Annotated in this window: 18 protein-coding genes, 1 tRNA gene and 1 pseudogene; 11 read left to right on the forward strand and 9 right to left on the reverse strand. The window is 50.3% G+C overall.

Annotated features, from left to right (window positions below; all coding sequences use genetic code 11):
• Nucleotides 1-54: 54 nt before the first annotated feature.
• Nucleotides 55-747, reverse strand: coding sequence for a hypothetical protein (locus MHZ89_RS04740; protein ID WP_311782035.1), 693 nt, complete (start codon nucleotides 745-747; stop codon nucleotides 55-57).
• Nucleotides 748-2,544: 1,797 nt separating this feature from the next.
• On the opposite strand from MHZ89_RS04740, the gene MHZ89_RS04745 reads away from it, so the two are divergent.
• The 5 genes and pseudogenes from MHZ89_RS04745 to MHZ89_RS04765 all read left to right on the forward strand — a co-directional run bounded on the left by MHZ89_RS04745 (nucleotide 2,545) and on the right by MHZ89_RS04765 (nucleotide 6,161).
• Complete coding sequence (locus MHZ89_RS04745; protein WP_311782036.1) at nucleotides 2,545-3,429, forward strand: integrase domain-containing protein; 885 nt, start codon at nucleotides 2,545-2,547, stop codon at nucleotides 3,427-3,429.
• A complete protein-coding gene (locus MHZ89_RS04750) occupies nucleotides 3,426-3,623 on the forward strand; it encodes an AlpA family transcriptional regulator (protein WP_033788862.1) in 198 nt (65 codons plus the stop codon). Before MHZ89_RS04745 ends, MHZ89_RS04750 begins: the two co-directional genes overlap by 4 nt.
• The gene (locus MHZ89_RS04755; protein ID WP_311782037.1) at nucleotides 3,623-4,150 is read left to right on the forward strand and encodes an ash family protein; all 528 of its coding nucleotides are present in this window, start codon (nucleotides 3,623-3,625) and stop codon (nucleotides 4,148-4,150) included. The genes MHZ89_RS04750 and MHZ89_RS04755 overlap by 1 nt, the downstream gene beginning before the upstream one ends.
• Nucleotides 4,143-5,009, forward strand: a pseudogene (locus MHZ89_RS04760) (primase-helicase zinc-binding domain-containing protein); the annotation flags it as partial. The gene MHZ89_RS04755 and the pseudogene MHZ89_RS04760, both read left to right, overlap by 8 nt.
• 54 nt (nucleotides 5,010-5,063) lie before the next feature.
• Nucleotides 5,064-6,161 (forward strand): helicase RepA family protein, encoded by a 1,098-nt coding sequence (locus MHZ89_RS04765; protein ID WP_311782262.1) that lies wholly within the window; start codon nucleotides 5,064-5,066, stop codon nucleotides 6,159-6,161.
• A 226-nt stretch (nucleotides 6,162-6,387) separates the two neighbouring features.
• On the opposite strand, the gene MHZ89_RS04770 is transcribed toward MHZ89_RS04765, so the two are convergent.
• From MHZ89_RS04770 to MHZ89_RS04795, 6 genes are all read right to left on the reverse strand, one after another.
• Nucleotides 6,388-9,504 (reverse strand): HsdR family type I site-specific deoxyribonuclease, encoded by a 3,117-nt coding sequence (locus tag MHZ89_RS04770; protein ID WP_311782038.1) that lies wholly within the window; start codon nucleotides 9,502-9,504, stop codon nucleotides 6,388-6,390.
• 122 nt (nucleotides 9,505-9,626) lie between these two features.
• Nucleotides 9,627-10,907, reverse strand: a complete 1,281-nt coding sequence (locus tag MHZ89_RS04775; RefSeq protein WP_311782039.1) for a restriction endonuclease subunit S — start codon at nucleotides 10,905-10,907, stop codon at nucleotides 9,627-9,629.
• On the reverse strand, nucleotides 10,904-12,460 hold the full coding sequence (locus tag MHZ89_RS04780; RefSeq protein ID WP_311782040.1) for a type I restriction-modification system subunit M: 1,557 nt from the start codon (nucleotides 12,458-12,460) through the stop codon (nucleotides 10,904-10,906). Before MHZ89_RS04780 ends, MHZ89_RS04775 begins: the two co-directional genes overlap by 4 nt.
• A 117-nt stretch (nucleotides 12,461-12,577) precedes the next feature.
• Entirely contained in the window at nucleotides 12,578-12,838 is a 261-nt protein-coding gene (locus MHZ89_RS04785) for a DUF2442 domain-containing protein (protein WP_311782041.1), read from the reverse strand.
• Nucleotides 12,839-12,857: 19 nt separating this feature from the next.
• Nucleotides 12,858-14,039: a phage integrase central domain-containing protein gene (locus MHZ89_RS04790; RefSeq protein ID WP_311782042.1), complete on the reverse strand. Its 1,182-nt coding sequence runs from the start codon at nucleotides 14,037-14,039 to the stop codon at nucleotides 12,858-12,860.
• Nucleotides 14,040-14,203: 164 nt separating this feature from the next.
• Nucleotides 14,204-14,280 (reverse strand) — tRNA-Arg (locus MHZ89_RS04795).
• Between the two features lie 182 nt (nucleotides 14,281-14,462).
• On the opposite strand from MHZ89_RS04795, the gene folD reads away from it, so the two are divergent.
• Nucleotides 14,463-15,329, forward strand: coding sequence for a bifunctional methylenetetrahydrofolate dehydrogenase/methenyltetrahydrofolate cyclohydrolase FolD (gene folD / locus MHZ89_RS04800; RefSeq protein ID WP_311782043.1), 867 nt, complete (start codon nucleotides 14,463-14,465; stop codon nucleotides 15,327-15,329).
• Nucleotides 15,329-15,541 (forward strand): ribosome-associated protein YbcJ, encoded by a 213-nt coding sequence (gene ybcJ, locus MHZ89_RS04805; protein ID WP_311782044.1) that lies wholly within the window; start codon nucleotides 15,329-15,331, stop codon nucleotides 15,539-15,541. The genes folD and ybcJ overlap by 1 nt, the downstream gene beginning before the upstream one ends.
• Nucleotides 15,542-15,572: 31 nt before the next feature.
• Here the strand turns inward: ybcJ and MHZ89_RS04810 are convergent, their stop codons facing one another.
• On the reverse strand, nucleotides 15,573-16,670 hold the full coding sequence (locus tag MHZ89_RS04810) for an AAA family ATPase (RefSeq protein WP_311782045.1): 1,098 nt from the start codon (nucleotides 16,668-16,670) through the stop codon (nucleotides 15,573-15,575).
• A 58-nt stretch (nucleotides 16,671-16,728) separates the two neighbouring features.
• Nucleotides 16,729-18,114 carry a cysteine--tRNA ligase gene (gene cysS, locus MHZ89_RS04815; protein ID WP_311782046.1) on the reverse strand — a complete coding sequence of 462 codons (1,386 nt, stop codon included), beginning with the start codon at nucleotides 18,112-18,114 and terminating at the stop codon, nucleotides 16,729-16,731.
• Nucleotides 18,115-18,330: 216 nt separating this feature from the next.
• Between cysS and ppiB the strand changes: the two genes are divergently transcribed.
• The 4 genes from ppiB to purK all read left to right on the forward strand — a co-directional run bounded on the left by ppiB (nucleotide 18,331) and on the right by purK (nucleotide 21,243).
• Nucleotides 18,331-18,825, forward strand: coding sequence for a peptidylprolyl isomerase B (gene ppiB, locus MHZ89_RS04820; protein WP_311782263.1), 495 nt, complete (start codon nucleotides 18,331-18,333; stop codon nucleotides 18,823-18,825).
• Nucleotides 18,825-19,541: a UDP-2,3-diacylglucosamine diphosphatase gene (gene lpxH, locus MHZ89_RS04825; protein ID WP_311782047.1), complete on the forward strand. Its 717-nt coding sequence runs from the start codon at nucleotides 18,825-18,827 to the stop codon at nucleotides 19,539-19,541. Before ppiB ends, lpxH begins: the two co-directional genes overlap by 1 nt.
• A gap of 131 nt (nucleotides 19,542-19,672) precedes the next feature.
• On the forward strand, nucleotides 19,673-20,182 hold the full coding sequence (purE, locus tag MHZ89_RS04830; protein ID WP_311782048.1) for a 5-(carboxyamino)imidazole ribonucleotide mutase: 510 nt from the start codon (nucleotides 19,673-19,675) through the stop codon (nucleotides 20,180-20,182).
• Nucleotides 20,179-21,243 (forward strand): 5-(carboxyamino)imidazole ribonucleotide synthase, encoded by a 1,065-nt coding sequence (gene purK, locus MHZ89_RS04835; protein WP_311782049.1) that lies wholly within the window; start codon nucleotides 20,179-20,181, stop codon nucleotides 21,241-21,243. The genes purE and purK overlap by 4 nt, the downstream gene beginning before the upstream one ends.
• Nucleotides 21,244-21,410: the final 167 nt, after the last annotated feature.

Raw genomic sequence — 21,410 nt, forward strand, 5'->3', positions numbered from 1 at the left:
TTATAAAAATAATGGCACCCTTACCCCCCTACGATAAGAAAGAAATTTAAAATATCACCAATCATGGATTATCTTATATTTTTTAAATATTTGATCGTCATTGTATTTTTTTAATTTCTTAGCAAAACGAGCAGCTTGATATACAGAGCACATCTCTGTAGACATTGTTAGCATCATCAGTATGAATAATATTTCTGACAATGTATAAATAATCAATTGGATGCCAGACGCTAAGTCTGGTATTTTATGTAGCGTTTCAACTATTGCTTTAACGCCTATACCAAACCCCCCTAAAGAAAGCCCTAACAATATCATCAATATTAACAGAGTTCTGGCAATCGCCTTCTTTGATATGATTGGGTTATAATTCCCATCAATAACAAATACCTTGTGATATTTTAAGAAGTCATTAGCCTTTGTACTCACTGAAAGCAGTCCTTTAGAATGTAGGAAATCGAACATTAACCTTAATGTTGGAATAGGATAATGTAAACCGTACTCTGCTAACTTCAGCTCATTTATATAGCAAGATGCTTTGTCAACTTTTTCATTTTGATAAATTATTTCCATGGCGCATGCTTTATCTTTAACTGGTAGAAAGACATATTTATTATTTGATATAACATCAATAACTTTGAATGGAATCTTAATTAACTTATACATTAAGGTAGCAAGGGTAATAAGAGCAGGCATTGCTGTTATAGCTTGAGGGATTGTTAAACCTAAGCCTATCAAAATATCTTTCATAAATGGGAACCCTCATTTCAATAGATTAAAAATAACCTTAACCTAGCCCTTTTCAAGGAAAAGACACTAGATACCACTCACTTAACAATTTAAAACACCTTAGCATATATAACCTTTTTAGGAAATAAATTTTATTAACTTTGGTTCAATTTAGTATATCTGCTGTTAATGAAAAATATTAATACCCAGCGTGTCTACATGACACAATCATTCTGGAATAATATTTAGACCGATCACAAAAAATCCACTGCAGCCTGAAAAATAAACATTAGATAAATAGTGAATATACCTACTCCTGAAATAATACATTGCAAATTAAAGCCTATATTATCATGTAGCAATCAGCATACATTTAACTAATGTACATTTTTCCGCACTGCCTTTTCATAATAGGCCATCCCATAACAAAATTATTTCTTTTATCAACAATACTGACGACACTTTGCTATCAATTTCATGTGCCGTGTCCTAATGATATGTCATTATTGATACAATCTATCCCACTTCGCCGTACAAAGTCAGCTGCATCAGCTTCCAAAAACATGCTTCCAGATAAAACTAGGTCCATTAGCTATTTTTCAAACTTTTTCTTTCGGTTTAAAACAGGAGCGCTTTGACTGGCATTAAGTCTCATAGGAGATGTTTCATTGAACGGGAGAATACTTCCTATGACGACCCCAAGCAGCTGTAGCTTTCAAACGATAATCAGATATAACGCTGGATGAAGTAATCTAATTCAGCAAAGACGATGCCTTAGGGCTTCAGAAGATAGCAGGAAAAGAGAAAATGGCACCCCTACAGGATTCAACTTAAACATCTAAGTATATGAATAAAATCAACTAATGCGCATTCAATTCTATACCATGCCCCCATTAATGCCCCCAAAATTTCTTCTGGCGTTCAAGTCATAGCCAATTCTGAGCAAGATTCGCCTAATTCATCTTCCGATGCCTTGAAAAATCAATTTCATTAACGTAGATTCAATTTTGTAACTTTGCTGTCAAAGACAGCCACCAATGTTTCGAGCATCGAACAGATGCCAGTGATCTGAGAGAAACGCCTTCGGGTGATCACCAAAATTGCTGTAGCCTGGAAGGCAAAGCTCATTAGAGCGGTACATTTGCTCGCCCTTGGAAGCAAATATCGTCAATAGAACCGCTCCTACTGCGTGACGATGAGGGTACATTAAACAAACGAACACCTTAATAAGGTGCTTCCACATCGAAATCATTCCTAAATTGGAATATTTTGATTGTTAACTAAGCTGTCAGCAATTTGCTGCCAGCACCTTTTATCATTCCCCTATACTAATGTGCCACTTCTGACACGTTATGTACTACTTGACCATACAGAGTTAGCTACATCCTCTCCGGAAAAAATCATGGCGCGTATTAAACGCTGCGGGCTGCGCTTTGCTTATGCCGTTAGGCATGGGCAAACGGCAGTCGTGCTGCGTGCAATACGTGGCGTCACTTTTGCGTGCCAACGCCTGAAAGTGACGCCATAGCGTAAACCGCTGCCCATCCTCTACCTTCGCCCGTTTCAAGCGGGTATCTGAATCTGACACTACGTTTTCATACACCAAATATCCATTTTTTAAAGGAGATCTGAATTGTTGCCGAGGCAGGCATAAGCCTGGGGATTACCTGCAATAGCAGGCAGTTGCACTGAGTGCATCACTGACACCCCGAAATACCTCAACTGCACCCGCTCTGGCGCACAGGCAACTTTCAGTACGGAACGGCAGCGCTGTTTCCGTTATTCGCCATGCGCCAGAGAAGCAGATTGGAGTATCAGATGAGTCGAACAGGTAGGGAAATGAAGCAGCTAGCGAAGCAGGCTGGCGGTAGTTACAAGACAGTGCATGATCGCATTCGTATTGCTGACAGATTTTGTAATCACTTGCTGGCGTTGAATATTCAAATTCGCAGCGTCCAGTATTTGAAAGCGAGGCATATTGAAAGTTATATCGCTGCACGTCGGGGGCAAGGTATTGCCTTGCGCACATTGCAAAATGAGATGGCTGCTCTGCGCTCAGTTTTACATCAAGCCGGACGGGAAAAATTAGTAGCCTCAGAGAGATTAACTAATAGAGCGTTGGGACTCGGCGGCAGTAGTCGAGCAGGCACTAAATTCGCTATCCCAACAGAAAAATATCAGCAAGCCATTACTCAAGCACGACAGCTTGATGAGGGATTAGCAATAGCCCTTCAGCTATCACGCTTACTGGGTTTGCGTTCACAAGAAGCTGTTCAATGCAGCGCTTCCCTTAAGACCTGGCAAAAACAACTCGGCCAAGGAGCTGAAAGACTAAGTGTCGTCTTTGGCACCAAAGGCGGTAGACCGCGCGAAACACGCATTTTGGATCGTGCAGCAGTTAGCAATGTTATCGCTCAAGCTTTGGTTATTGCTAAACAGCGCAACGGCAAAATTATTGACCGCGCTGATCTCAAAACAGCCATGAATTATTGGCGATCAGCTACAACTCGCATTGGTTTGATTGGCTCCTACTCCCCCCACAGCCTCCGCTATGCATGGGCACAAGATGCAATTCGCTTTTATCAGGAGCATGGTTTTAGCCGCAAAGAAGCTAATGCCCTCACTTCAATGGATCTCGGTCACGGCGATGGGCGTGGTCGCTATGTCGAACGTGTCTATGGCCTTCAGGAGGATCAAGCATGAGCACCCTCACCTTAATCCGACTTTGCGATGTGATGAGTAAAACCGGGGTCAAAAGAGCTTGGATTTACAAGCTAATGAAAAAGAATGAATTTCCGCAAGCCGTCAAACTCGGTTCCCGTTCAGTGGCTTGGGTAGAAAGTGAAGTTGATGAATGGATCTCAAGTAAAATTAACCAACGTGATGGAGCACAATAATGCTGAATTCATCTTTTTCCCTGGTAGGCGATTTTAGGTATAATCCACGCACTACGGCAAAATCCGTAGTCGGAATTGGCGTTCCGAACTCCCCAACGATACTCGAATATGCACACAGAGCATATTCGAGTAATGCACGTGCACACCTGTTGTCAATGGTGGTCCGGGCAGGGCTTCTGAAAGGAAGGCCGGAATCCGTTGGGGCCGGTACGCCAACCCTGTTCGGGCTACCACCCAATGAGCTTGGCGTCTCTGGTGGTAGTTTTAACAATACCCCAACGGAGGCGGCCCAATGGCTACTACCCTTCCTCGTCTGTACCCGCAATATATTCCTATCATTCTGGGGGTGCAGCATGTATGACTCAACCCCACTTTCTGCTGAAGAAGTTCTCGACCACTGTCGTGCGTTAGCTTTTGCGATCGTCGAACTGGATAATACTCTCGCCAAGGAACTGCTTAACTATGTGTTATGGGAGCGCCTCAACCTGCTGAATGAAACAATGAAAGCGGAGGCAAACCATGAATAATTGCGTAACTGAAATCATTTCCGCATCTCGCCATCGTTGGGAAGAAATCCTTTTTCAATTAGGCATCGACTTACCCAGGCTGAATAAGCATGGTCCTTGTCCTTGCTGCGGAGGAAAAGACCGCTTTCGCTTTGATGATAAAGACGGCCGTGGTACATGGTTCTGCAATCAATGTGGAAATGGCGATGGTTTAGATCTGATTGTTAAGGTTAAAAAATGCAATCCACTGCAGGCGACTAAGCTCATTTCAGAACTCAGTCTGAGACATCGAACTGCGCCTACCAGGGAAAAAGTATCAAAGCCGTGTGCATCAATTGAAGCTAAGAGACTGCTGAACTCATCACGCCTTGCTAAAAGCCCGTATTTGGAAAGCAAAGGATTATCTACATCTGTTCGAATGCTCAGCATTCAGAAAGCGCTGACAATCGGCGGAGTTAGTTTTGATAACGATTCAATGATTCTGCCAATACACGATATCGACGGTACATTGGTCAGCGCGCAATTGATCAACGCGGCCGGTGAGAAACGATACTTGCCAGGTACTCGTCAAAATGGTGGGTTCATTAAGGTTGGCGATTCGAGAAATACAGAAAATATCATCATCACAGAAGGCTATGCCACTGCATTAACGGTAAACCTTGCAACAGGTCATTTGGCGTTAGCGGCGATGTCTGCAAATAACTTACTGAATATCGCTGTCACTGCGCGGCATAAATATCCCAATAGCAACATCATTATGGCTGCTGAAAATGATTCCATTGAGGCTAATAGCGTTGGTTTAGTTCAAGCAGAAAAAGCGGCAGTAACCGTGAATGGCTGGGTTTCGTTACCCCCTGATCAAAATGTTAGCGATTGGGATGATTACCGCCAAATCCATGACGAGGCGGCGGTTAACGAAGCATTTCATCTACAAATGTACAAGCCAGACTCACAGCTTTCATCGATTTCGCGCATTCAAGAGCGCAAGCCGGATCTCAGCACCTCCCTTCCCTTACGCAAGGGCTCTGATGGTTTTGATACCCGCCAGGATTACCTTATTAAAGGTTATCTCCCCAGCGCATCAGTAACCAGCGCATACGGCGCAAGTGGTTCTTATAAGTCCTTTCTGGCGGTCTCTTGGGGATGCCACATTGCCACTGGCAAACCTTGGGCAGGCAGGCCGGTTACACAAGGTGCAGTAATCTATGTTGTTGGCGAAGGCGGAATTGGGGTTCCTCGCCGAATTCGTGCCTGGGAAGAAACGCTTAATGACGGCTCGCCAATCGATACACTTTACCGCATCGACTGCCCAATTTTTCCAGCCAGTTCCGAAAGCGTGCAGCAAGTCATCAGGGCCGCCAATGACGTCAAAGCAGCTTCAGGCATGCCTGTTAGATTGATTATTTTAGATACTCTCGCCCGCTGCTTTGGTGGCTCAGATGAGAATGCCGCCAAAGATATGGGGGCATTTATTCAGGGTTGTGATGTCATCAAGGCTGCTACCGAGGCTACGGTTTTAGTCATTCATCACTCTGGTAAAGATCAGGACAAAGGTGCGCGCGGTTCCAGTGCATTCCGTGCTGCTCTTGATGTTGAATTTAACGTCCGCCGCGAAGGTGAAGGTGGAGCACTGATTCTTAGCTGTACCAAAATGAAGGATGCCGAGGAGCCACCACGGCAGGCTTATGACTTGGTGCCGGTAGATCTCTACATCGATAATGATGGTGACCAGATTTCCTCGCTAGTTTTGAATGATGAGGGACGGCCTGTCATGGATGACACCGATCCCGAGCTTACAGGCATTTCACGTCTGACTGACAATCACGTTGCCCTTTGGCAAGCCATTCGCTCCCGAACCGCCAACGGTGATGCCTGTACTCGTGCGCTAGTGAGAGATGACATGCGAGCGATGGGGTTCGATGTCTCTAAAAAATTCACTCGTTGGCTAGATAAGCTGGAAAAGGAAGGCCGTGTCATTTGTGACGGTGATCATATCAGGCCGGTTTCTCAGGAGTTTAAAGCGGGGGAATAAATGGGGACTATGTGGGGGGAGAAATTATGCAATGTGCATTTGTTAATGATTCCCCCACTTCAAAGCCTTATATGCGCATCAAGTGGGGGAATCGAGCCAAAAACCTAAGTATCAATAGGTTACATTCATTTCGCATAAAGCAATCAGCTAATCTCGTTAACCCTCAAAGTGGGGGAATAAATGGGGGAGACATGCCATTCGTAATAGCTCCCCCTTTTAACAATATTTAGATCTGACCACCTACACCTTTAAACTTCTCGATGAATGATACAATTTTCTGGAATACAGTCTGTTTCTTTGTTTTGTACTGCGGATTCAGGGGGCTTAATTTTGGTAAAGCCTCATTAAGCTCTGTGCCATTTTCCGTCGCGTATTCGCGTTTTAGAGATGTGCGGATATAGCGCCTTGCAGCTTCTTCATTGAGGTTTTCTGACTTAATCAACTCCTCCACCTCACTCTGCTGCTCACGTTGAGCGAAGGTGAAGAATGCATCAATAATCCCAGCCTTATCCGGCAATTCATCAAGATTCGTCTGCTGAATAAAATCAACGACCAGCCCTTCCTTGGCACGGTTACCCAGACTAGAGCGAATCAGGCGTCTAACTTCTTCGGTCAGGCCTGCTTTGTTTTTATTCTGTTTGTTGCGTTCAAATATCAGGCCGAGAATGTAGTCCAGATTGATTTCCTGCGACTTCAGCAGGTCGATCTCAAACACCACGTCTTCCCAGTTGATGGTTGATTTATCTTTGTCATCGGCTGCTTTTTCTTTGCGCTGCCAGTCACGGATATCGTTGTACACCGAGCGATAATCCTGCACCTTCCGCTCGGCTGGCAGGCGTATAATCTGGAGTTCTGCGAACTTATCATCATCCAGATAATGCGCGGCTTTGAACGCCTCGACGGCTTCCGGGTTACTGATATCGACTGTTTGCAGCGCTTTCAACGTGGCAAATTCATCATAGTTTTGCAGGATGTTCTCGGCACGCAGATACTCACCAAACAGCTTCACAAAGGCTTTTTTCTCTTTCTCGCTTTCAATGTCAGCCGGATCAGGAAAACGTTGTTCCAGTGTAGTGACGATGTCCATAAAGCCGCGCTTCGCCTCACCAGTAACGATATCGGTAAAGCCTTCCATGTACTCTTTGTAGCTTTTTTCCAGCACCACATTTTTCGTATTTTTGTCGCCAAACAGTGTGATGGCATCAATCGTTGCACGCTCCAGATTACGGAAGGTCACAATATTGCCGAACGTTTTGGTCGCATCATAGATACGGTTGGTACGTGAAAACGCCTGCATCAGCCCGTGATAGCGCAGATTTTTATCAACAAACAGGGTGTTAAGCGTCGGGGCGTCGAAGCCGGTCAGGAACATCCCGACAACAATCAGCAGGTCGATATCCTGATTTTTCACGCGCTGGGCTAAATCCCGGTAGTAGTTCTGAAAGCCATTGCTGTCGGTGCTGAAGTTAGTTTTAAAGTGGCAGTTATAGTCATCTATCGCCGCGTCCAGATACTCTTTGGCGCTGCTGTTCATCGCGCTGACATCAAAGCTCTCATCGGTGATGTCACCGACGGCATTCTGCTCTTCATTGTCCGCAAAGGAGTAAATGGTGGCCACCCTCAGCGGCTTATACGTATCAGAGGCCTCAGCTGCTTCCCGCTGTTGAGACTTAAATGCTTCATAATAGGCCTTGGCAGCATCGACACTGCTCACTGCGAACATGGCATTAAAGCCTTTCGCCCCCGGGAAAGCGCGGTGAGTCTTCTGACGAAAATGCGTCAGGATATAGCGGGTGATTTCTTCAATACGACGCGGGTGTAGAAAGGCCTGCTGATTTTCTGCTGCGCTGAGTTTTTTGTCATCGGTTTCCGTTTCCAGTGCCTTGAACTGCGGGCGGACATCGTTGTAATCCACCTTGAACTTCAGAACCTTTTCATCCCTGATCGCATCAGTAATCACATAAGAGTGCAGCTCGCGACCAAACACGCTAGCGGTAGTTTCTGCCCCCAGAGCGTTTTGAGGGAAAATCGGTGTTCCGGTAAAACCGAACTGATAAAAGCGGGTGAATTTTTTACTCAGATTCTTCTGAGCTTCACCAAACTGACTGCGGTGGCACTCATCAAAAATAAACACTACCTGCTGACGGTATACCGGTAAATCTGCCTCCCCCTTCATCAGGTTGTTGAGTTTCTGAATGGTGGTGACGATGATTTTGTTATCGTCCTTCTCCAGATTACGCTTCAGGCCGGCGGTGTTATCTGAACCATTGACGCTGTCCGGAGAAAAGCGCTGGTACTCCTTCATGGTCTGGTAATCGAGGTCCTTGCGGTCAACAACAAAGAAGACCTTATCGATGAAGTCCAGTTCAGTGGCAAGCCTTGCCGCCTTGAAGCTGGTAAGGGTTTTACCCGAACCGGTGGTATGCCAGATAAAGCCGCCGCCTTCGGGTTTTGACCAGTCTTTAGCTTTAAAGGAGCTGTTAATTTTCCACAGAATACGCTCGGTGGCGGCAATCTGGTAAGGGCGCATCACCAGTAGCGTCTGGCTGCTGTCAAAAACACTGTAGTTAAACAGGATATTCAGCAGGGTATGCTTTTGAAAGAAGGTGGCGGTAAAGTCCTTCAGATCTTTAATCAGCGTATTATCGGACTTCGCCCAGTTCATGGTGAAGTCGAAGCTGTTTTTATCCCGCTTCGTAGTGTTGGCGAAGTAGCGGGTATCGGTGCCGTTAGAAATCACAAACAGCTGAAGATACCTAAAAAGGGAGTTGTCGCTGTTAAAGCTCTCTTTGCTGTAACGGTGTATCTGGTTGAAGGCTTCCCGAATCGCCACACCGCGTTTTTTCAGTTCAACCTGAACCAGCGGCAGTCCATTGACCAGGATGGTGACGTCATAGCGGTTCGCGTGTGATCCGGTCTGCTTAAACTGCTGGATAACCTGTACCTTATTACGAATCAGATTCTTTTTATCAATCAGGTAAATGTTTTCAAGTTGTCCGTTATCAAAGGTGAAGTCACAGATGTAATCGATATGAACTTTACGAGTCTTATCTAAACTGCTGTCGCCTGGGCTGTCCAAATAACTTTCACAGAAACGTCGCCATTCACTGTCATTAAATACCACACCATTAAGCGCCTGAAGCTGCGTGCGGATATTTGCCAGCATCAGCGGCTGGGAGGAGAAGGAAACGAACTCATATCCCTGATCGCGTAGGTCTTGAACCAGTTCGCGCTCCAGTTCGGATTCGCTCTGGTAACTGTCACATGCTTCCAAGGCTTTAGAGTACTTATCGAGGACAATGAATTTATTCGATTCAGCAATAGTATTGGTCTGTTGAGTCATCGCGCATCCTGTGTGCCTGTTTGTCTAAGACCGGTATGAAGAGAGGCAAAAATACCGGCAAGTAAAATTGGTTATACACGGACCGGACAGCATACGCTGCCCGCTTATTTATCGCTTGGCTGTCACTGACTGACAGCATCAGGCTTCGGGAAGCTGAAAAGCAAATCGCGGAAGTATTCATACTGCTTCTGGCGCAGCTCGATTTCACGGGGGAGCCCCTCGGTAATTGAACTGGTCAGGGTATCGAATTTGTCCAAGATGGCAACGATGCGGGCCTGTTCGGCAAGCGATTTCTCTACGTCATTCGCATAGGGAACAGGCAGTTTAAATTTCTTAATGATACTTGAATTCAGGTCTCCCCGAGCTCCTTGCCCCAGAGACTTAATGTTCTCATAGTTAAAGCTCACCCAATGGAAAACATATCGGTATAAAGCTTTGGTATCATCAATCTCCAGACATCCACAGTGTTGATTGGTCGTCAAAGGGATTTTGTTAATTGCCGATCGACCAGCAGTTGCTCCGGATATAGCAATAATGACGCAATTCTCAGGAATCCATTTCGCAGAGGAGTTTTCAAGCGCAGCTTGGGTTATGTCAATTTCCGTAGTTTCGATATCAGAAAACTTGACCTCTTGTGTTCTTAGCCACGGGATATTACCGTTTTCATAGTAGTTCGGATTACCGGCTGTTGGAGTGCCACCGGAGTACCATTTCTTTGTAACATCCCCCAATGTCTTCCACTCAACCTCCCTTTCTTCAAAACTCAGCAACTGGTCACGATAGTAGTTGTACTGTTTTTTACGTGCGGTAAGCTCAGCGGTAAGCTCAGCGGTAAGCTCAGCGGTAAGGGCGGTAAAGCTATCCAGAATCCGAACGATTTCAGACTGGATGGCGAGCGATTTTTTTGGATTATCCGGGCAAGGGATAGGGATTACTATTTTCGCCAGGTCACTACTGGAAACCCTGCGAACTTTAGCCCCAGTGATATATTTCATCTTTTGCGTCTGAAATATTTCGGATTGGAAAAAGTGGGCGAGATATTTAACATTCTGCTCATGCCGGAATAACATCATATCCCCAGAAATGGCCGTTTCCCCACCAAGCCACGCTAAAGGCTTTACGACATCCACATCGTTTTCTGATGTTGTAGCTAACAATAAGTCATTTTTTTGAGCCTTTCTCAGCTTATTAGCTAGCTCTGGTGAAACAAAAGTAAATGTTCTATCTGCTGATAATCCATATCTTGTATAAATCTGACCGTAATGTATTGCAGGAAAACCACTTTCAATAAAGTCTTTTTTCTGTAGCCCATTGCCTCGTATAAAATTGCCAATATCTCCCAGAGACATCCACTCAACATCAAAGCCATCCAATAGTTTTTCCAGATAACTCGGCTCACTCATGCCTGCACCTCGCTGCCTTCTATTTCTGCCACAATCGCATCAATTTCGTTGCGCAACTGATCAATCTTGCTGACCGTAATTTTCAGTTCGGCATTCAGCTCGGTAATATCCACTATTTCACGGGTGTCTTTGGCTTCCACATAGCTACTGACAGACAGGTTATAGTCACTGGCAACCACTGCCTCTAACGGCATGGACTTCGCCAAGTGTTCAATATCAGCTTTACTATCAAAAACCTGAATAATCTGCTCTATATGTGCCTCCGTAAGGATGTTGTTATTCGTCTCTTTTTTGAACAACCCGCTGGCATCAACAAACTGTATATTGGTGTTAGTCTTATGCTTAGAAAGCACCAGAATGTTAACTGCAATAGTCGTGCCAAAGAACAGGTTAGGCGCCAATGAAATCACAGTCTCCACAAAGTTGTTATCAACCAGATATTGACGAATTTTTTGCTCAACGCCGCCTCGGTAGAAAATCCCAGGGAAGCAGACAATTGCAGCGCGGCCTCTAGGAGAAAGATAGTTCAGCGCGTGCAGCACAAAAGCAAAATCGGCTTTTGATTTCGGGGCCAGTACACCTGCTGGCGCAAAGCGTTCATCATTAATCAGCGTCGGGTCGTCACTACCAATCCATTTCACCGAGTACGGCGGATTAGAAACAATCGCATCAAAAGGTTTATCATCTATAAAATATGGCTCAGTAAGGGTATTACCCAGTCTAATATCAAATCTTGTGTAGTTAATGTCGTGAAGGAACATATTCATACGTGCCAAGTTAAAGGTCGTATGATTTATCTCCTGACCAAAAAAACCTTGTTCGATGATGTGGTTATCAAAATGCTTCTTCGCCTGGAGCAGCAGTGAACCAGAACCTGCCGCCGGATCGTAGATTTTATTGACATGCGTTTGACCGTGCATCGCAAGTTGAGCAATAAGTTTTGAAACATGCTGTGGTGTGAAGAATTCTCCACCTGACTTCCCGGCATTCGCCGCGTAGTTTGAAATCAGGAACTCATAGGCATCCCCAAAAAGATCAATCTGATGTGCATCAAAATCACCCAGCTTTAATCCTTCAACGCCTTTCAGAACGGCTGCAAGGCGACTGTTCTTATCTTTCACGGTACTACCCAGACGGTTACTGGTGGTGTCAAAGTCGGCAAACAAGCCTTTGATATCAGCTTCAGACGGATATCCATAGGCAGAGCTTTCAATTGCCACAAAGATGCTGTTTAAATCGGCATTCAATCTTTCATTGGTTTTCGCTTTCGCGGCCACATTACAGAACAGCTGGCTAGGGTAAATAAAATAGCCTTTGGTTCTAATGCCATCATCTTTGATTTCATCAGTAATAATACTGTCATCCTGTGCTGCATAATTGACGCTGTCATCACCAGCCTCTATGTAGCTGATGAAGTTTTCGCTGATAAAACGATAGAACAGTGCGCCTAAAACGTATTGTTTGAAATCCCACCCATCGACGGATCCGCGAACATCGTTAGCAATTGCCCAGATTTGACGGTGTAATTCTGCTCGTTGTTGAAGGCTTGTCATTTTTATCCTGTTATATTTCTTTAACTATATGTTACTAAATAGATTTTATCGAAATTTACTCTTAAACATTAGACCTTGAGATACTTTCAAGCGTAAGCAGCAAGGTAATCCGATAATTTATCTTAGGTCCCACTTACTTCCATTTGTTTGATCCCTATCCTTTCCCTCATACAAAGCAGGAACATAAATATCTTCGTTCAGCTCATCCCAATGAATTCCCGGCCCCAAGTCAGACAGCTCCCAATGATTACGCTGCTCAGGTGTACCGCGCAGCAATTTTGGGAAATTTTTCAGTGGGATATCTAAGCGCTCATTCCCCTCAAGCCGCACATGCATGAATTCTTCTGAGAAGTAGATAGTTACTTTAGGTGCTGTCATCCTCTATTCCTCATTGCTATCAAGCATTGTCACGCAGCGTACCGAGATAATCGGCATACCATTGAAGCATCTCACGCCGTCCATCGAGGTACTGAGCATGGTTGTAAGTTCCGCGAATGGTGTTTTTATCCGCATGCGCCAATTGAGTCTCAATCCAAGCGGTGTTGTATCCCTGCTCGTGCAATATGGTGCTCATTGTGTGTCGAAAACCGTGCCCTGTTGCTTTACCATCAAAACCAATACGCTTGATCACCTGATTAATGCTCGCTTCGCTCATGGGCTTACCCGCATGATTTCGTCCAGGGAAAACAAATTTGCCCCTTCCGCTAAGCTCGTGCATCTCTTCAAGTAATGAAAGCGCCTGACTTGATAGCGGCACAACATGCGGTCGCCGCATTTTCATTCGCTCAGCCGGGATTTGCCAAATTCCTTTCTTTAAATTGAACTCACCCCACTCAGCGGCACGTAGTTCGATGGTCCGAGTACCAGTTAGCATAAGCAAGTGTGTTGCGTGGTGTGTGATGCGGCTCCCGCTATAACCACTTAGCGCACGCAAGAAACTACCGATTTCATGACTTAGCAGATGTGGGAAATGCTTTTGCTTGGGTGCTTTCAGTGCTCCCGCGAGATCGGTCACTGGATTATGCTCTGCCCTGCCGGTGATGATGGCGTAGGTAAATATCTGCCGACACGCCTGACGAGTTTTCTTTAACTTATCCAGCACGCCGCGCTGCTCCATCTTACGCAGCACGGCTAACATCTCAGCCACTTTAATCTCTGCAATTGGGCGTTTACCTAGCGAGGGGAAAACATCTTTGCGTAAGTATTCAAGAATGTCGTCTGCATAGCCTTGGGACCAGTTGGGACGTTTGTGTTCATGCCACTCCTGCGCTAGTGATTCAAAACTGTTGTTGATGGCGAGGATTTTGGCCTGCTTGGCTTCTTGCTTGGCAAGACCGGGATCTCCCCCCGCTGCTAGTATCTTTTTGGCCTCTTCGCGCTTACCCCTCGCTTCGGCAAGAGATATCGCGGGATAAAGCCCAAACACCACGCGCTTTTCTTTCCCTGCAAAGCGGTACTTTAGTCGCCAGCTTTTGCTGCCGCTGGGGAAAATTTCGAGATACAAGCCAGCTCCATCAGCCAATTTATAGGCTTTTTCTTTCGGCTTAGCAGTGTCAATTTGACGAGCATTTAGCTTCATATGGGGGCATCGAGATCCATTGAACGTAACGGTGCCCCCTATGATGCCCCCAATCGGTTGTAGCTTTCAATAGACAAACAGATACAACGCTGGATGAATTAATCAGTGTTGGTGCGGGTTTGGTAGGTTTTATAGACTTGAGGAGACAATAGGAGATGAGGGGATGGCACGCCCTACAGGATTCGAACCTGTGACCTACGGCTTAGAAGGCCGGTGCTCTATCCAGCTGAGCTAAGGGCGCACGGGGATGGCGAGGATTATACGGCGAGACCTCAACGAGTCAACGCTTTTGGCCGTACGTGCGATGCGTATGCCGAAGAATCAGACAACCGACGACGATTCAGAACCTGACAGCGCGTCACGCTTCTGACAGAATAGGCGCCTTTCCCCCGATTTAACACAACACAGTGGATTTCCTCTCTGATGGCAGCAAAAATTATTGACGGTAAAACGATTGCGCAGCAGGTGCGTCTTGAGGTTGCGGAAAAAGTAAAGCAGCGTCTGGCAGCCGGTAAACGCGCGCCGGGTCTGGCGGTCGTTCTGGTGGGTGAAAACCCCGCTTCGCAGATTTATGTCGGCAGCAAACGCCGCGCCTGCGAAGAGGTCGGCTTCGTGTCTCGCTCTTACGATCTGCCTGCAACCACCAGCGAAGCTGAGCTGCTGCAGCTGATTGACGATCTCAATAATGATCACGAGATTGACGGCATTCTGGTGCAGCTGCCGCTGCCGGCTGGCATCGACAATGTTAAGGTGCTGGAACGTATTACGCCGGACAAAGATGTCGACGGTTTCCATCCCTACAACGTTGGCCGTCTCTGCCAGCGCGCGCCTACGCTGCGCCCGTGTACGCCGCGCGGCATCGTAACGCTGCTGGAACGCTACAATATCGACACCTACGGCCTGAACGCTGTGGTAGTCGGCGCATCCAACATTGTGGGCCGTCCAATGAGCATGGAGCTGCTGCTGGCGGGCTGTACCACCACCGTCACGCATCGTTTCACCAAAGATCTGCGTCACCACGTCGAGCACGCCGATCTGCTGGTGGTCGCGGTCGGCAAACCAGGCTTTATTCCGGGCGACTGGATCAAGCCGGGCGCGGTAGTGATCGATGTCGGCATTAACCGACTGGAAAGCGGCAAAGTAGTAGGCGACGTTGATTTCGACACAGCCTCTGAGCGCGCCTCTTATATCACCCCGGTGCCGGGCGGCGTAGGGCCGATGACCGTCGCCACGCTGATCGAAAACACGCTGCACGCGTGCGAAACTTATCACGATAAAGAGGAAGCATAATGGCGAGCTTTGTACTGGGTAAACACCCACACGTCGACCTGTGCGATCTGCTGAAGCTGGAAGGCTGGGTAGAGAGCGGCGCGCAGGCGAAAATCGTTATCGCCGACGGCGAAGTGACCGTTGACGGCGCGGTAGAAACCCGCAAGCGTTGCAAAATCGTTGCCGGACAAACCGTCGAGTTCGCCGGACAGCGTATTACCGTTACCGCATAAACCGTGGCGTCCTGCGGGACGCCACGGTTAACTACTCCTCCGCAATCCGCGTTTCGCCCTCTACCTGCTCCAGCCGAATATGATTCACCGGCGCGTGCTGCGCAATCAGGTGCGCCAGACGCGGCGAATGGCTGGTGATCCAGAGCTGACAAAACTGGCTCGCTTCGGCAATCAGATGCGCCAGCGCCGGCAGCAAATCCTCATGCAGGCTGTTCTCCGGCTCGTTAAGCGCCATAAACTGCGGCGGCCTTGGGCTGAGCAGCGCCACCACCAGACAGAGAAAACGCAGCGTACCATCTGAAAACTCCACGCTGTCGAGCGGACGCAACACGCCGCGCCGCGACATCTGCATCTGAAAGCGGCCGTTCTGTACATCAACATGAAACTCGCTGTCGGGAAACGCCTGCGCGGTCACCGCATAGAGCAGTTCATGATGGCCGCGCTCAACGATGGTCGCCCAGGCGGCGGCAAGATTGCTGCCGTCATGCGCCAGCACCGGCGAGCGGACACCGGTCTGCGGCACGCGGATCGGCGATCCCGGCCAGACGGCAAACTCGTGGTAGAAGCGCCACTGTCGCAGCCGTTCACGCAGCTGCGACAGTTCAGGATAGCGGTGCGGCTCGCCCAGCTGGCCGAACAGCGACTCTTCAGGATGCAGCGTCGCCGGATAGGCCACGCGTTCCCCCTCAACGTTATGCAGAAACGCCGTCTGGTTCTGCCGCTGCATAATGCAGGAGGCGGGGCGCCGCCGCTGGCCGCTCAGCCAGATGCGCTCCTCTTTAACCAGCGGGTCGAGGTTAAAGAGTGAGGTCGCCAGCGGCTCCGGAAAACCGATATCGAGCTGATAGTCGAGATCGTCCATCTGCGCCGCCAGCGTCAGCCGTTTAGGATCGTGGCGGCGATCGCCGCGGCGCAGGCCGCCCGCCCACATGACTTTCTGAATGCCGCCCTCTTCCGCCAGCGCCGCCGCAAGCCGTCCGCTGGCGGCGTCGTGCAGTAGCCTGACCGCCTTGTAGAGGTTCGATTTGCCGCAGCCGTTTGGGCCGCTAATGACGTTAAGCTGCTGTAGCGACAGCGTAAGCTGGCGCACCGAGCGAAAACCGCGAATTTCAATCTTTTCAACAGGCATAAGTTAAAGAGGTTATCCGCTATGGCATAAAAAAGGGCGCCTGCGCGCCCTTTTGATTTTACTTACGACGCCAGGTAGAGCCTTGCGGCCCGTCTTCCACAATCACGCCCAGCTCGTTCAGCTTGTCGCGCGCGATATCAGCCTGCGCCCAGTTTTTCTCTTTACGCGCGTCGGCACGCGCCTGCACCCAGTGCTCGATTTCAGCCACTTCGTCGGCGTTGCTCTGCGCGCCGCTCTGCAGGAACTGCTCAGGATCCTGTTGCAGAATGCCCAGCACGTTGGCGATCTCGCGCAGCTTCGCCGCCAGGGCGTTAGCCGCATCAGCGTTTTCGCTTTTCAGGCGATTAACCTCGCGCGCCATATCGAACAGCACAGAGTAGGCTTCCGGCGTATTGAAGTCATCGTCCATCGCTGCGCGGAAGCGTGCGTCAAACGCTTCGCCGCCCGCCGCCGCAGCGTTGCGGTCGGTGTGGCGCAGCGCGGTGTAAAGACGCTCCAGCGCCGCACGCGCCTGGTTCAGGTTCTCTTCACCATAGTTGAGCTGGCTACGGTAGTGGCCCGACATCAGGAAGTAGCGTACCGTCTCGGCGTCGTAGTGCTTCAGCACGTCGCGTACGGTGAAAAAGTTGCCGAGGGATTTCGACATCTTTTCGCGATCCACCATCACCATACCGGAGTGCATCCAGTAGTTAACGTAAGGGCCGTCGTGGGCGCAGGTAGACTGCGCGATTTCATTCTCATGATGCGGGAACATCAGATCCGAGCCGCCGCCGTGAATATCGAAGTGCGCGCCAAGCTGTTTGCAGTTCATCGCCGAGCACTCAATATGCCAGCCCGGACGGCCGTTACCCCATGGCGAAGGCCAGGCGGGCTCGTCCGCTTTCGACATTTTCCACAGCACGAAATCCATCGGGTTGCGCTTCACTTCGGCCACTTCCACGCGCGCGCCAGCCTGCAGCTGCTCCAGATCCTGACGCGACAGCACGCCGTAGCTGTCATCGCTCGGCACGTCGAACATCACGTCGCCGTTGTCAGCGACATAGGCGTGGCCGCGTGCGATCAAACGCTCTACCAGTTCGATAATCTCAGGAATATGGCGCGTGGCGCGCGGCTCCAGATCCGGCGGCAGAATGCCAAGCGCGGCGAAATCTTTATGCATCTCGCCAATCATGCGGTTGGTCAGAGTCTCGATGCTCTCGCCGTTCTCATTGGCGCGCTTGATGATTTTGTCATCGATATCGGTGATGTTGCGCACGTAGTTCAGTCGATAGCCGCTGTAGCGCAGGTAGCGGGACACCACGTCGAAGGCCACGAAAGTGCGCCCATGGCCAATATGACAGAGGTCGTACACCGTGATACCGCACACGTACATGCCGATCTCGCCAGCATGGATAGGTTTAAATTCCTCTTTTTGTCGACTCAGGGTGTTATAAATCTTTAGCATTGAACAGTTCCGTTTAGACGAGTGCGGTAAACACTTTTATCAGGTTATTCAGTTATTGTGCCGTATTTTTCGCGCTTGCGCGACGGCAGCGTGCCAACAGCGCCGCGGGCGTGCTGACGCGCCATTGGAATTTATGATATAAGAAGCGTCGACTAAAATGGCCAGCGCGCTTTTGGCGGCCAGACGACTGACGACAACCTTTACAGGACGAGAATGATGGTTACCTTCCAGACCAACCACGGCGACATCGTAATTAAAACCTTCGACGATAAAGCGCCTGCTACCGTGAAAAACTTCCTCGAATACTGCCGTGAAGGTTTTTATGACAACACCATTTTCCACCGTGTTATCAATGGCTTTATGATCCAGGGCGGCGGCTTCGAGCCGGGCATGAAGCAGAAAGAGACCAAAGCTGAAATTCGCAACGAAGCGAACAACGGCCTGAAAAACACCCGCGGCACCCTGGCGATGGCGCGTACTTCCGCTCCGCACTCCGCTACTGCGCAGTTCTTTATCAACGTAGCCGACAACGACTTCCTGAACTTCCGTGACGAAAGCCTGCAGGGCTGGGGTTACTGCGTGTTCGCTGAAGTCGTAGAAGGTATGGACGTAGTCGATAAAATCAAAGCGGTCTCTACCGGCCGTAGCGGCATGCACCAGGACGTACCGAAAGATGACGTTGTCATCCAGAAAGTAACCGTCAGCGAGTAATGTCGCGCACCCTGTTTATCGCAGATTTGCATCTGTGTCAGGAAGAACCGGCGATCACCGCCGGTTTTCTGCGTTTTCTGGCGCGTGAAGCGCCGCGCTGCGACGCGCTCTATATCCTTGGCGATCTCTTTGAAGCCTGGATTGGCGATGACGATCCTGACCCGCTGCACCAGCAGGTCGCCGACGCGCTGCGCGCGCTGCCGGTACCGGTTTACTTTATCCATGGCAACCGCGACTTTCTGCTCGGCAAGGCTTACGGCCGCGCCAGCGGCATGACGCTTCTGCCGGAAGAACAGGTGCTGGAGTGCTACGGCCATCGCGTGCTGATCCTACACGGCGATACCCTCTGTACCGACGACGCAGGCTATCAGCGTTTTCGCGCCAAAGTGCATCAGCGCTGGCTGCAACGCCTTTTTCTCGCCCTGCCCCTGTTTATTCGCCAGCGCATCGCCGCACGCATGCGCGACGGCAGCAAACAGGCGAACCAGCATAAGTCTCTCGCCATTATGGACGTCAACGCGGGGGCGGTTGAAGAGACGATGCTGCGCCAGCAGGTGAGCATTATGATCCACGGTCATACCCATCGGCCGGCTATCCACCGCTTCGCCTTACAGGGCGCGCCTGCCGAACGTGCCGTATTAGGCGCATGGCATGAGCGCGGCTCGATGATCCAGCTCGACGCCAGCGGCATTCGCCTTATCGAATTCGACTTTTAAAACGCCGCTAAACGTGCCGGAATCGCGGCGACGCAACCGTTTTCCTTGCGCCTTTCTCATGCTATTCTCTGTGCCCTTCTTTACCTGCCCGACCGGCCAGGTTCGTTTGTTTATTCACAGGAGTTGACCGCATGTCATCCAACGCCGCCCCGGCCCGCATTGCTATTGTAATGGGCTCCAGAAGTGACTGGTCCACTATGCAGTTCGCTGCGGAAATCCTCACCAGCCTGGACGTGCCCTTCCACGTTGAAGTGGTCTCCGCGCACCGCACGCCGGACAAACTGTTCAGCTTCGCCGAAACCGCCACCGATAACGGCTTTCAGGTGATTATCGCGGGCGCGGGCGGCGCGGCGCATCTGCCGGGCATGCTGGCGGCGAAAACGCTGGTGCCGGTGCTGGGCGTGCCGGTGCAGAGCGCGGCGCTGAGCGGCATCGACAGCCTTTACTCTATCGTACAGATGCCGCGCGGCATTCCGGTCGGCACCTTAGCCATCGGCAAAGCGGGCGCAGCTAACGCCGGTCTGCTGGCGGCGCAGATTCTGGCGCTTCACGATGCGGCGCTGGCCGCGCGGCTCGGCGAATGGCGCCAGGCGCAGACCGATGAGGTACTGAATAACCCGGACCCGCGGGAGGACGCATGAAGCCAGTTTGCGTACTGGGCAACGGCCAGCTGGGCCGCATGCTGCGCCAGGCGGGCGAGCCGCTGGGCATCGCCGTCTATCCGGTCGGCCTTGACGCCGAACCTGACGCGCTGCCGATTGCGCAGAGCGTGATCACCGCCGAAATCGAGCGCTGGCCGGAAACTGCGCTGACGCGCGAGCTGGCGGACCACCCCGCCTTTGTGAACCGCGATATTTTTCCGCGTCTGGCGGATCGTCTGACGCAAAAACAGCTGCTCGACCAGCTTAACCTCGCTACCGCGCCCTGGCAGCTGCTGGCGGAGAAGAGCGAGTGGCCGCAGGTATTCGCCTCGCTGGGCGAGCTGGCTATCGTCAAGCGCCGCACCGGCGGCTATGACGGACGTGGTCAGTGGCGTTTGCGCGCAGATGAAACCGACGCGCTGCCGGACGAATGCTACGGCGAGTGCATCGTCGAGCAAGGCATCCATTTTTCAGGCGAGGTGTCGCTGGTCGGCGCGCGCGGTCAGGATGGCCGTACGGTGTTTTATCCGTTGACCCACAACCTGCACCAGGAGGGCATTCTGCGCACCAGCGTCGCCTTCCCACAGGCAGACCCCACGCAGCAGGCGCAGGCCGAAGCGATGCTCAGCGCAATTATGCATGAACTGAACTATGTCGGCGTGATGGCGATGGAGTGCTTCGTCACGCCGGAAGGCCTGCTGATCAACGAGCTGGCGCCGCGCGTGCACAACAGCGGGCACTGGACGCAAAACGGCGCCTCCATCAGCCAGTTCGAGCTGCATCTGCGCGCCGTACTGGGTCTGGCGCTGCCGCAGCCGGTGGTGTTCGCGCCGTCGGTAATGGTGAATCTCATCGGTACGGCGCTAAACCGCGACTGGCTACAGCAGCCGCTGGTGCATCTGCACTGGTATGACAAAGAGGTGCGTCCGGGCCGCAAGGTCGGCCATCTGAACCTGACCGACAGCGACAGCGCGCGGCTGACGGCGGCGCTACAGGCGCTGGTGCCAATGCTGCCGTCGGAGTACGCCAGCGGCATCGCCTGGGCGGTGGAAAAGTTCTGACGGTGGGCCTGCCCCGCTGAGGCTGTGAGTGGGCTGCCCGCGTGGGCAATATCGTCCGCTCGCCAAGAGACAAAAAGCTCTGCCAGCCCACGCCGATACGCACCTCATTCCTGAGGTGCGTATGTAAAAGGGCCACTACGCCTCGCTGTGCTAAACGTCCCAGACGT

It is taken from the genome of Pantoea sp. ACRSB, assembly GCF_022346905.1.
GTDB classification, from domain to species: Bacteria; Pseudomonadota; Gammaproteobacteria; order Enterobacterales; family Enterobacteriaceae; genus Pantoea; species Pantoea piersonii.

Excerpts from the sequence above, each read along its gene's own strand:
- lpxH (WP_311782047.1), top strand. The coding sequence starts at position 18,825 with ATGTCGCGCACCCTGTTTATCGCAGATTTGCATCTGTGTCAGGAAGAA.
- MHZ89_RS04785 (WP_311782041.1), bottom strand. The coding sequence starts at position 12,838 with ATGACAGCACCTAAAGTAACTATCTACTTCTCAGAAGAATTCATGCAT.
- ppiB (WP_311782263.1), top strand. The coding sequence starts at position 18,331 with ATGGTTACCTTCCAGACCAACCACGGCGACATCGTAATTAAAACCTTC.
- MHZ89_RS04780 (WP_311782040.1), bottom strand. The coding sequence starts at position 12,460 with ATGACAAGCCTTCAACAACGAGCAGAATTACACCGTCAAATCTGGGCA.
- MHZ89_RS04770 (WP_311782038.1), bottom strand. The coding sequence starts at position 9,504 with ATGACTCAACAGACCAATACTATTGCTGAATCGAATAAATTCATTGTC.
- MHZ89_RS04750 (WP_033788862.1), top strand. The coding sequence starts at position 3,426 with ATGAGCACCCTCACCTTAATCCGACTTTGCGATGTGATGAGTAAAACC.
- MHZ89_RS04810 (WP_311782045.1), bottom strand. The coding sequence starts at position 16,670 with ATGCCTGTTGAAAAGATTGAAATTCGCGGTTTTCGCTCGGTGCGCCAG.
- purE (WP_311782048.1), top strand. The coding sequence starts at position 19,673 with ATGTCATCCAACGCCGCCCCGGCCCGCATTGCTATTGTAATGGGCTCC.
- purK (WP_311782049.1), top strand. The coding sequence starts at position 20,179 with ATGAAGCCAGTTTGCGTACTGGGCAACGGCCAGCTGGGCCGCATGCTG.
- MHZ89_RS04745 (WP_311782036.1), top strand. The coding sequence starts at position 2,545 with ATGAGTCGAACAGGTAGGGAAATGAAGCAGCTAGCGAAGCAGGCTGGC.
- MHZ89_RS04755 (WP_311782037.1), top strand. The coding sequence starts at position 3,623 with ATGCTGAATTCATCTTTTTCCCTGGTAGGCGATTTTAGGTATAATCCA.
- MHZ89_RS04740 (WP_311782035.1), bottom strand. The coding sequence starts at position 747 with ATGAAAGATATTTTGATAGGCTTAGGTTTAACAATCCCTCAAGCTATA.
- ybcJ (WP_311782044.1), top strand. The coding sequence starts at position 15,329 with ATGGCGAGCTTTGTACTGGGTAAACACCCACACGTCGACCTGTGCGAT.
- folD (WP_311782043.1), top strand. The coding sequence starts at position 14,463 with ATGGCAGCAAAAATTATTGACGGTAAAACGATTGCGCAGCAGGTGCGT.
- MHZ89_RS04775 (WP_311782039.1), bottom strand. The coding sequence starts at position 10,907 with ATGAGTGAGCCGAGTTATCTGGAAAAACTATTGGATGGCTTTGATGTT.
- MHZ89_RS04790 (WP_311782042.1), bottom strand. The coding sequence starts at position 14,039 with ATGAAGCTAAATGCTCGTCAAATTGACACTGCTAAGCCGAAAGAAAAA.
- MHZ89_RS04765 (WP_311782262.1), top strand. The coding sequence starts at position 5,064 with ATGTACAAGCCAGACTCACAGCTTTCATCGATTTCGCGCATTCAAGAG.
- cysS (WP_311782046.1), bottom strand. The coding sequence starts at position 18,114 with ATGCTAAAGATTTATAACACCCTGAGTCGACAAAAAGAGGAATTTAAA.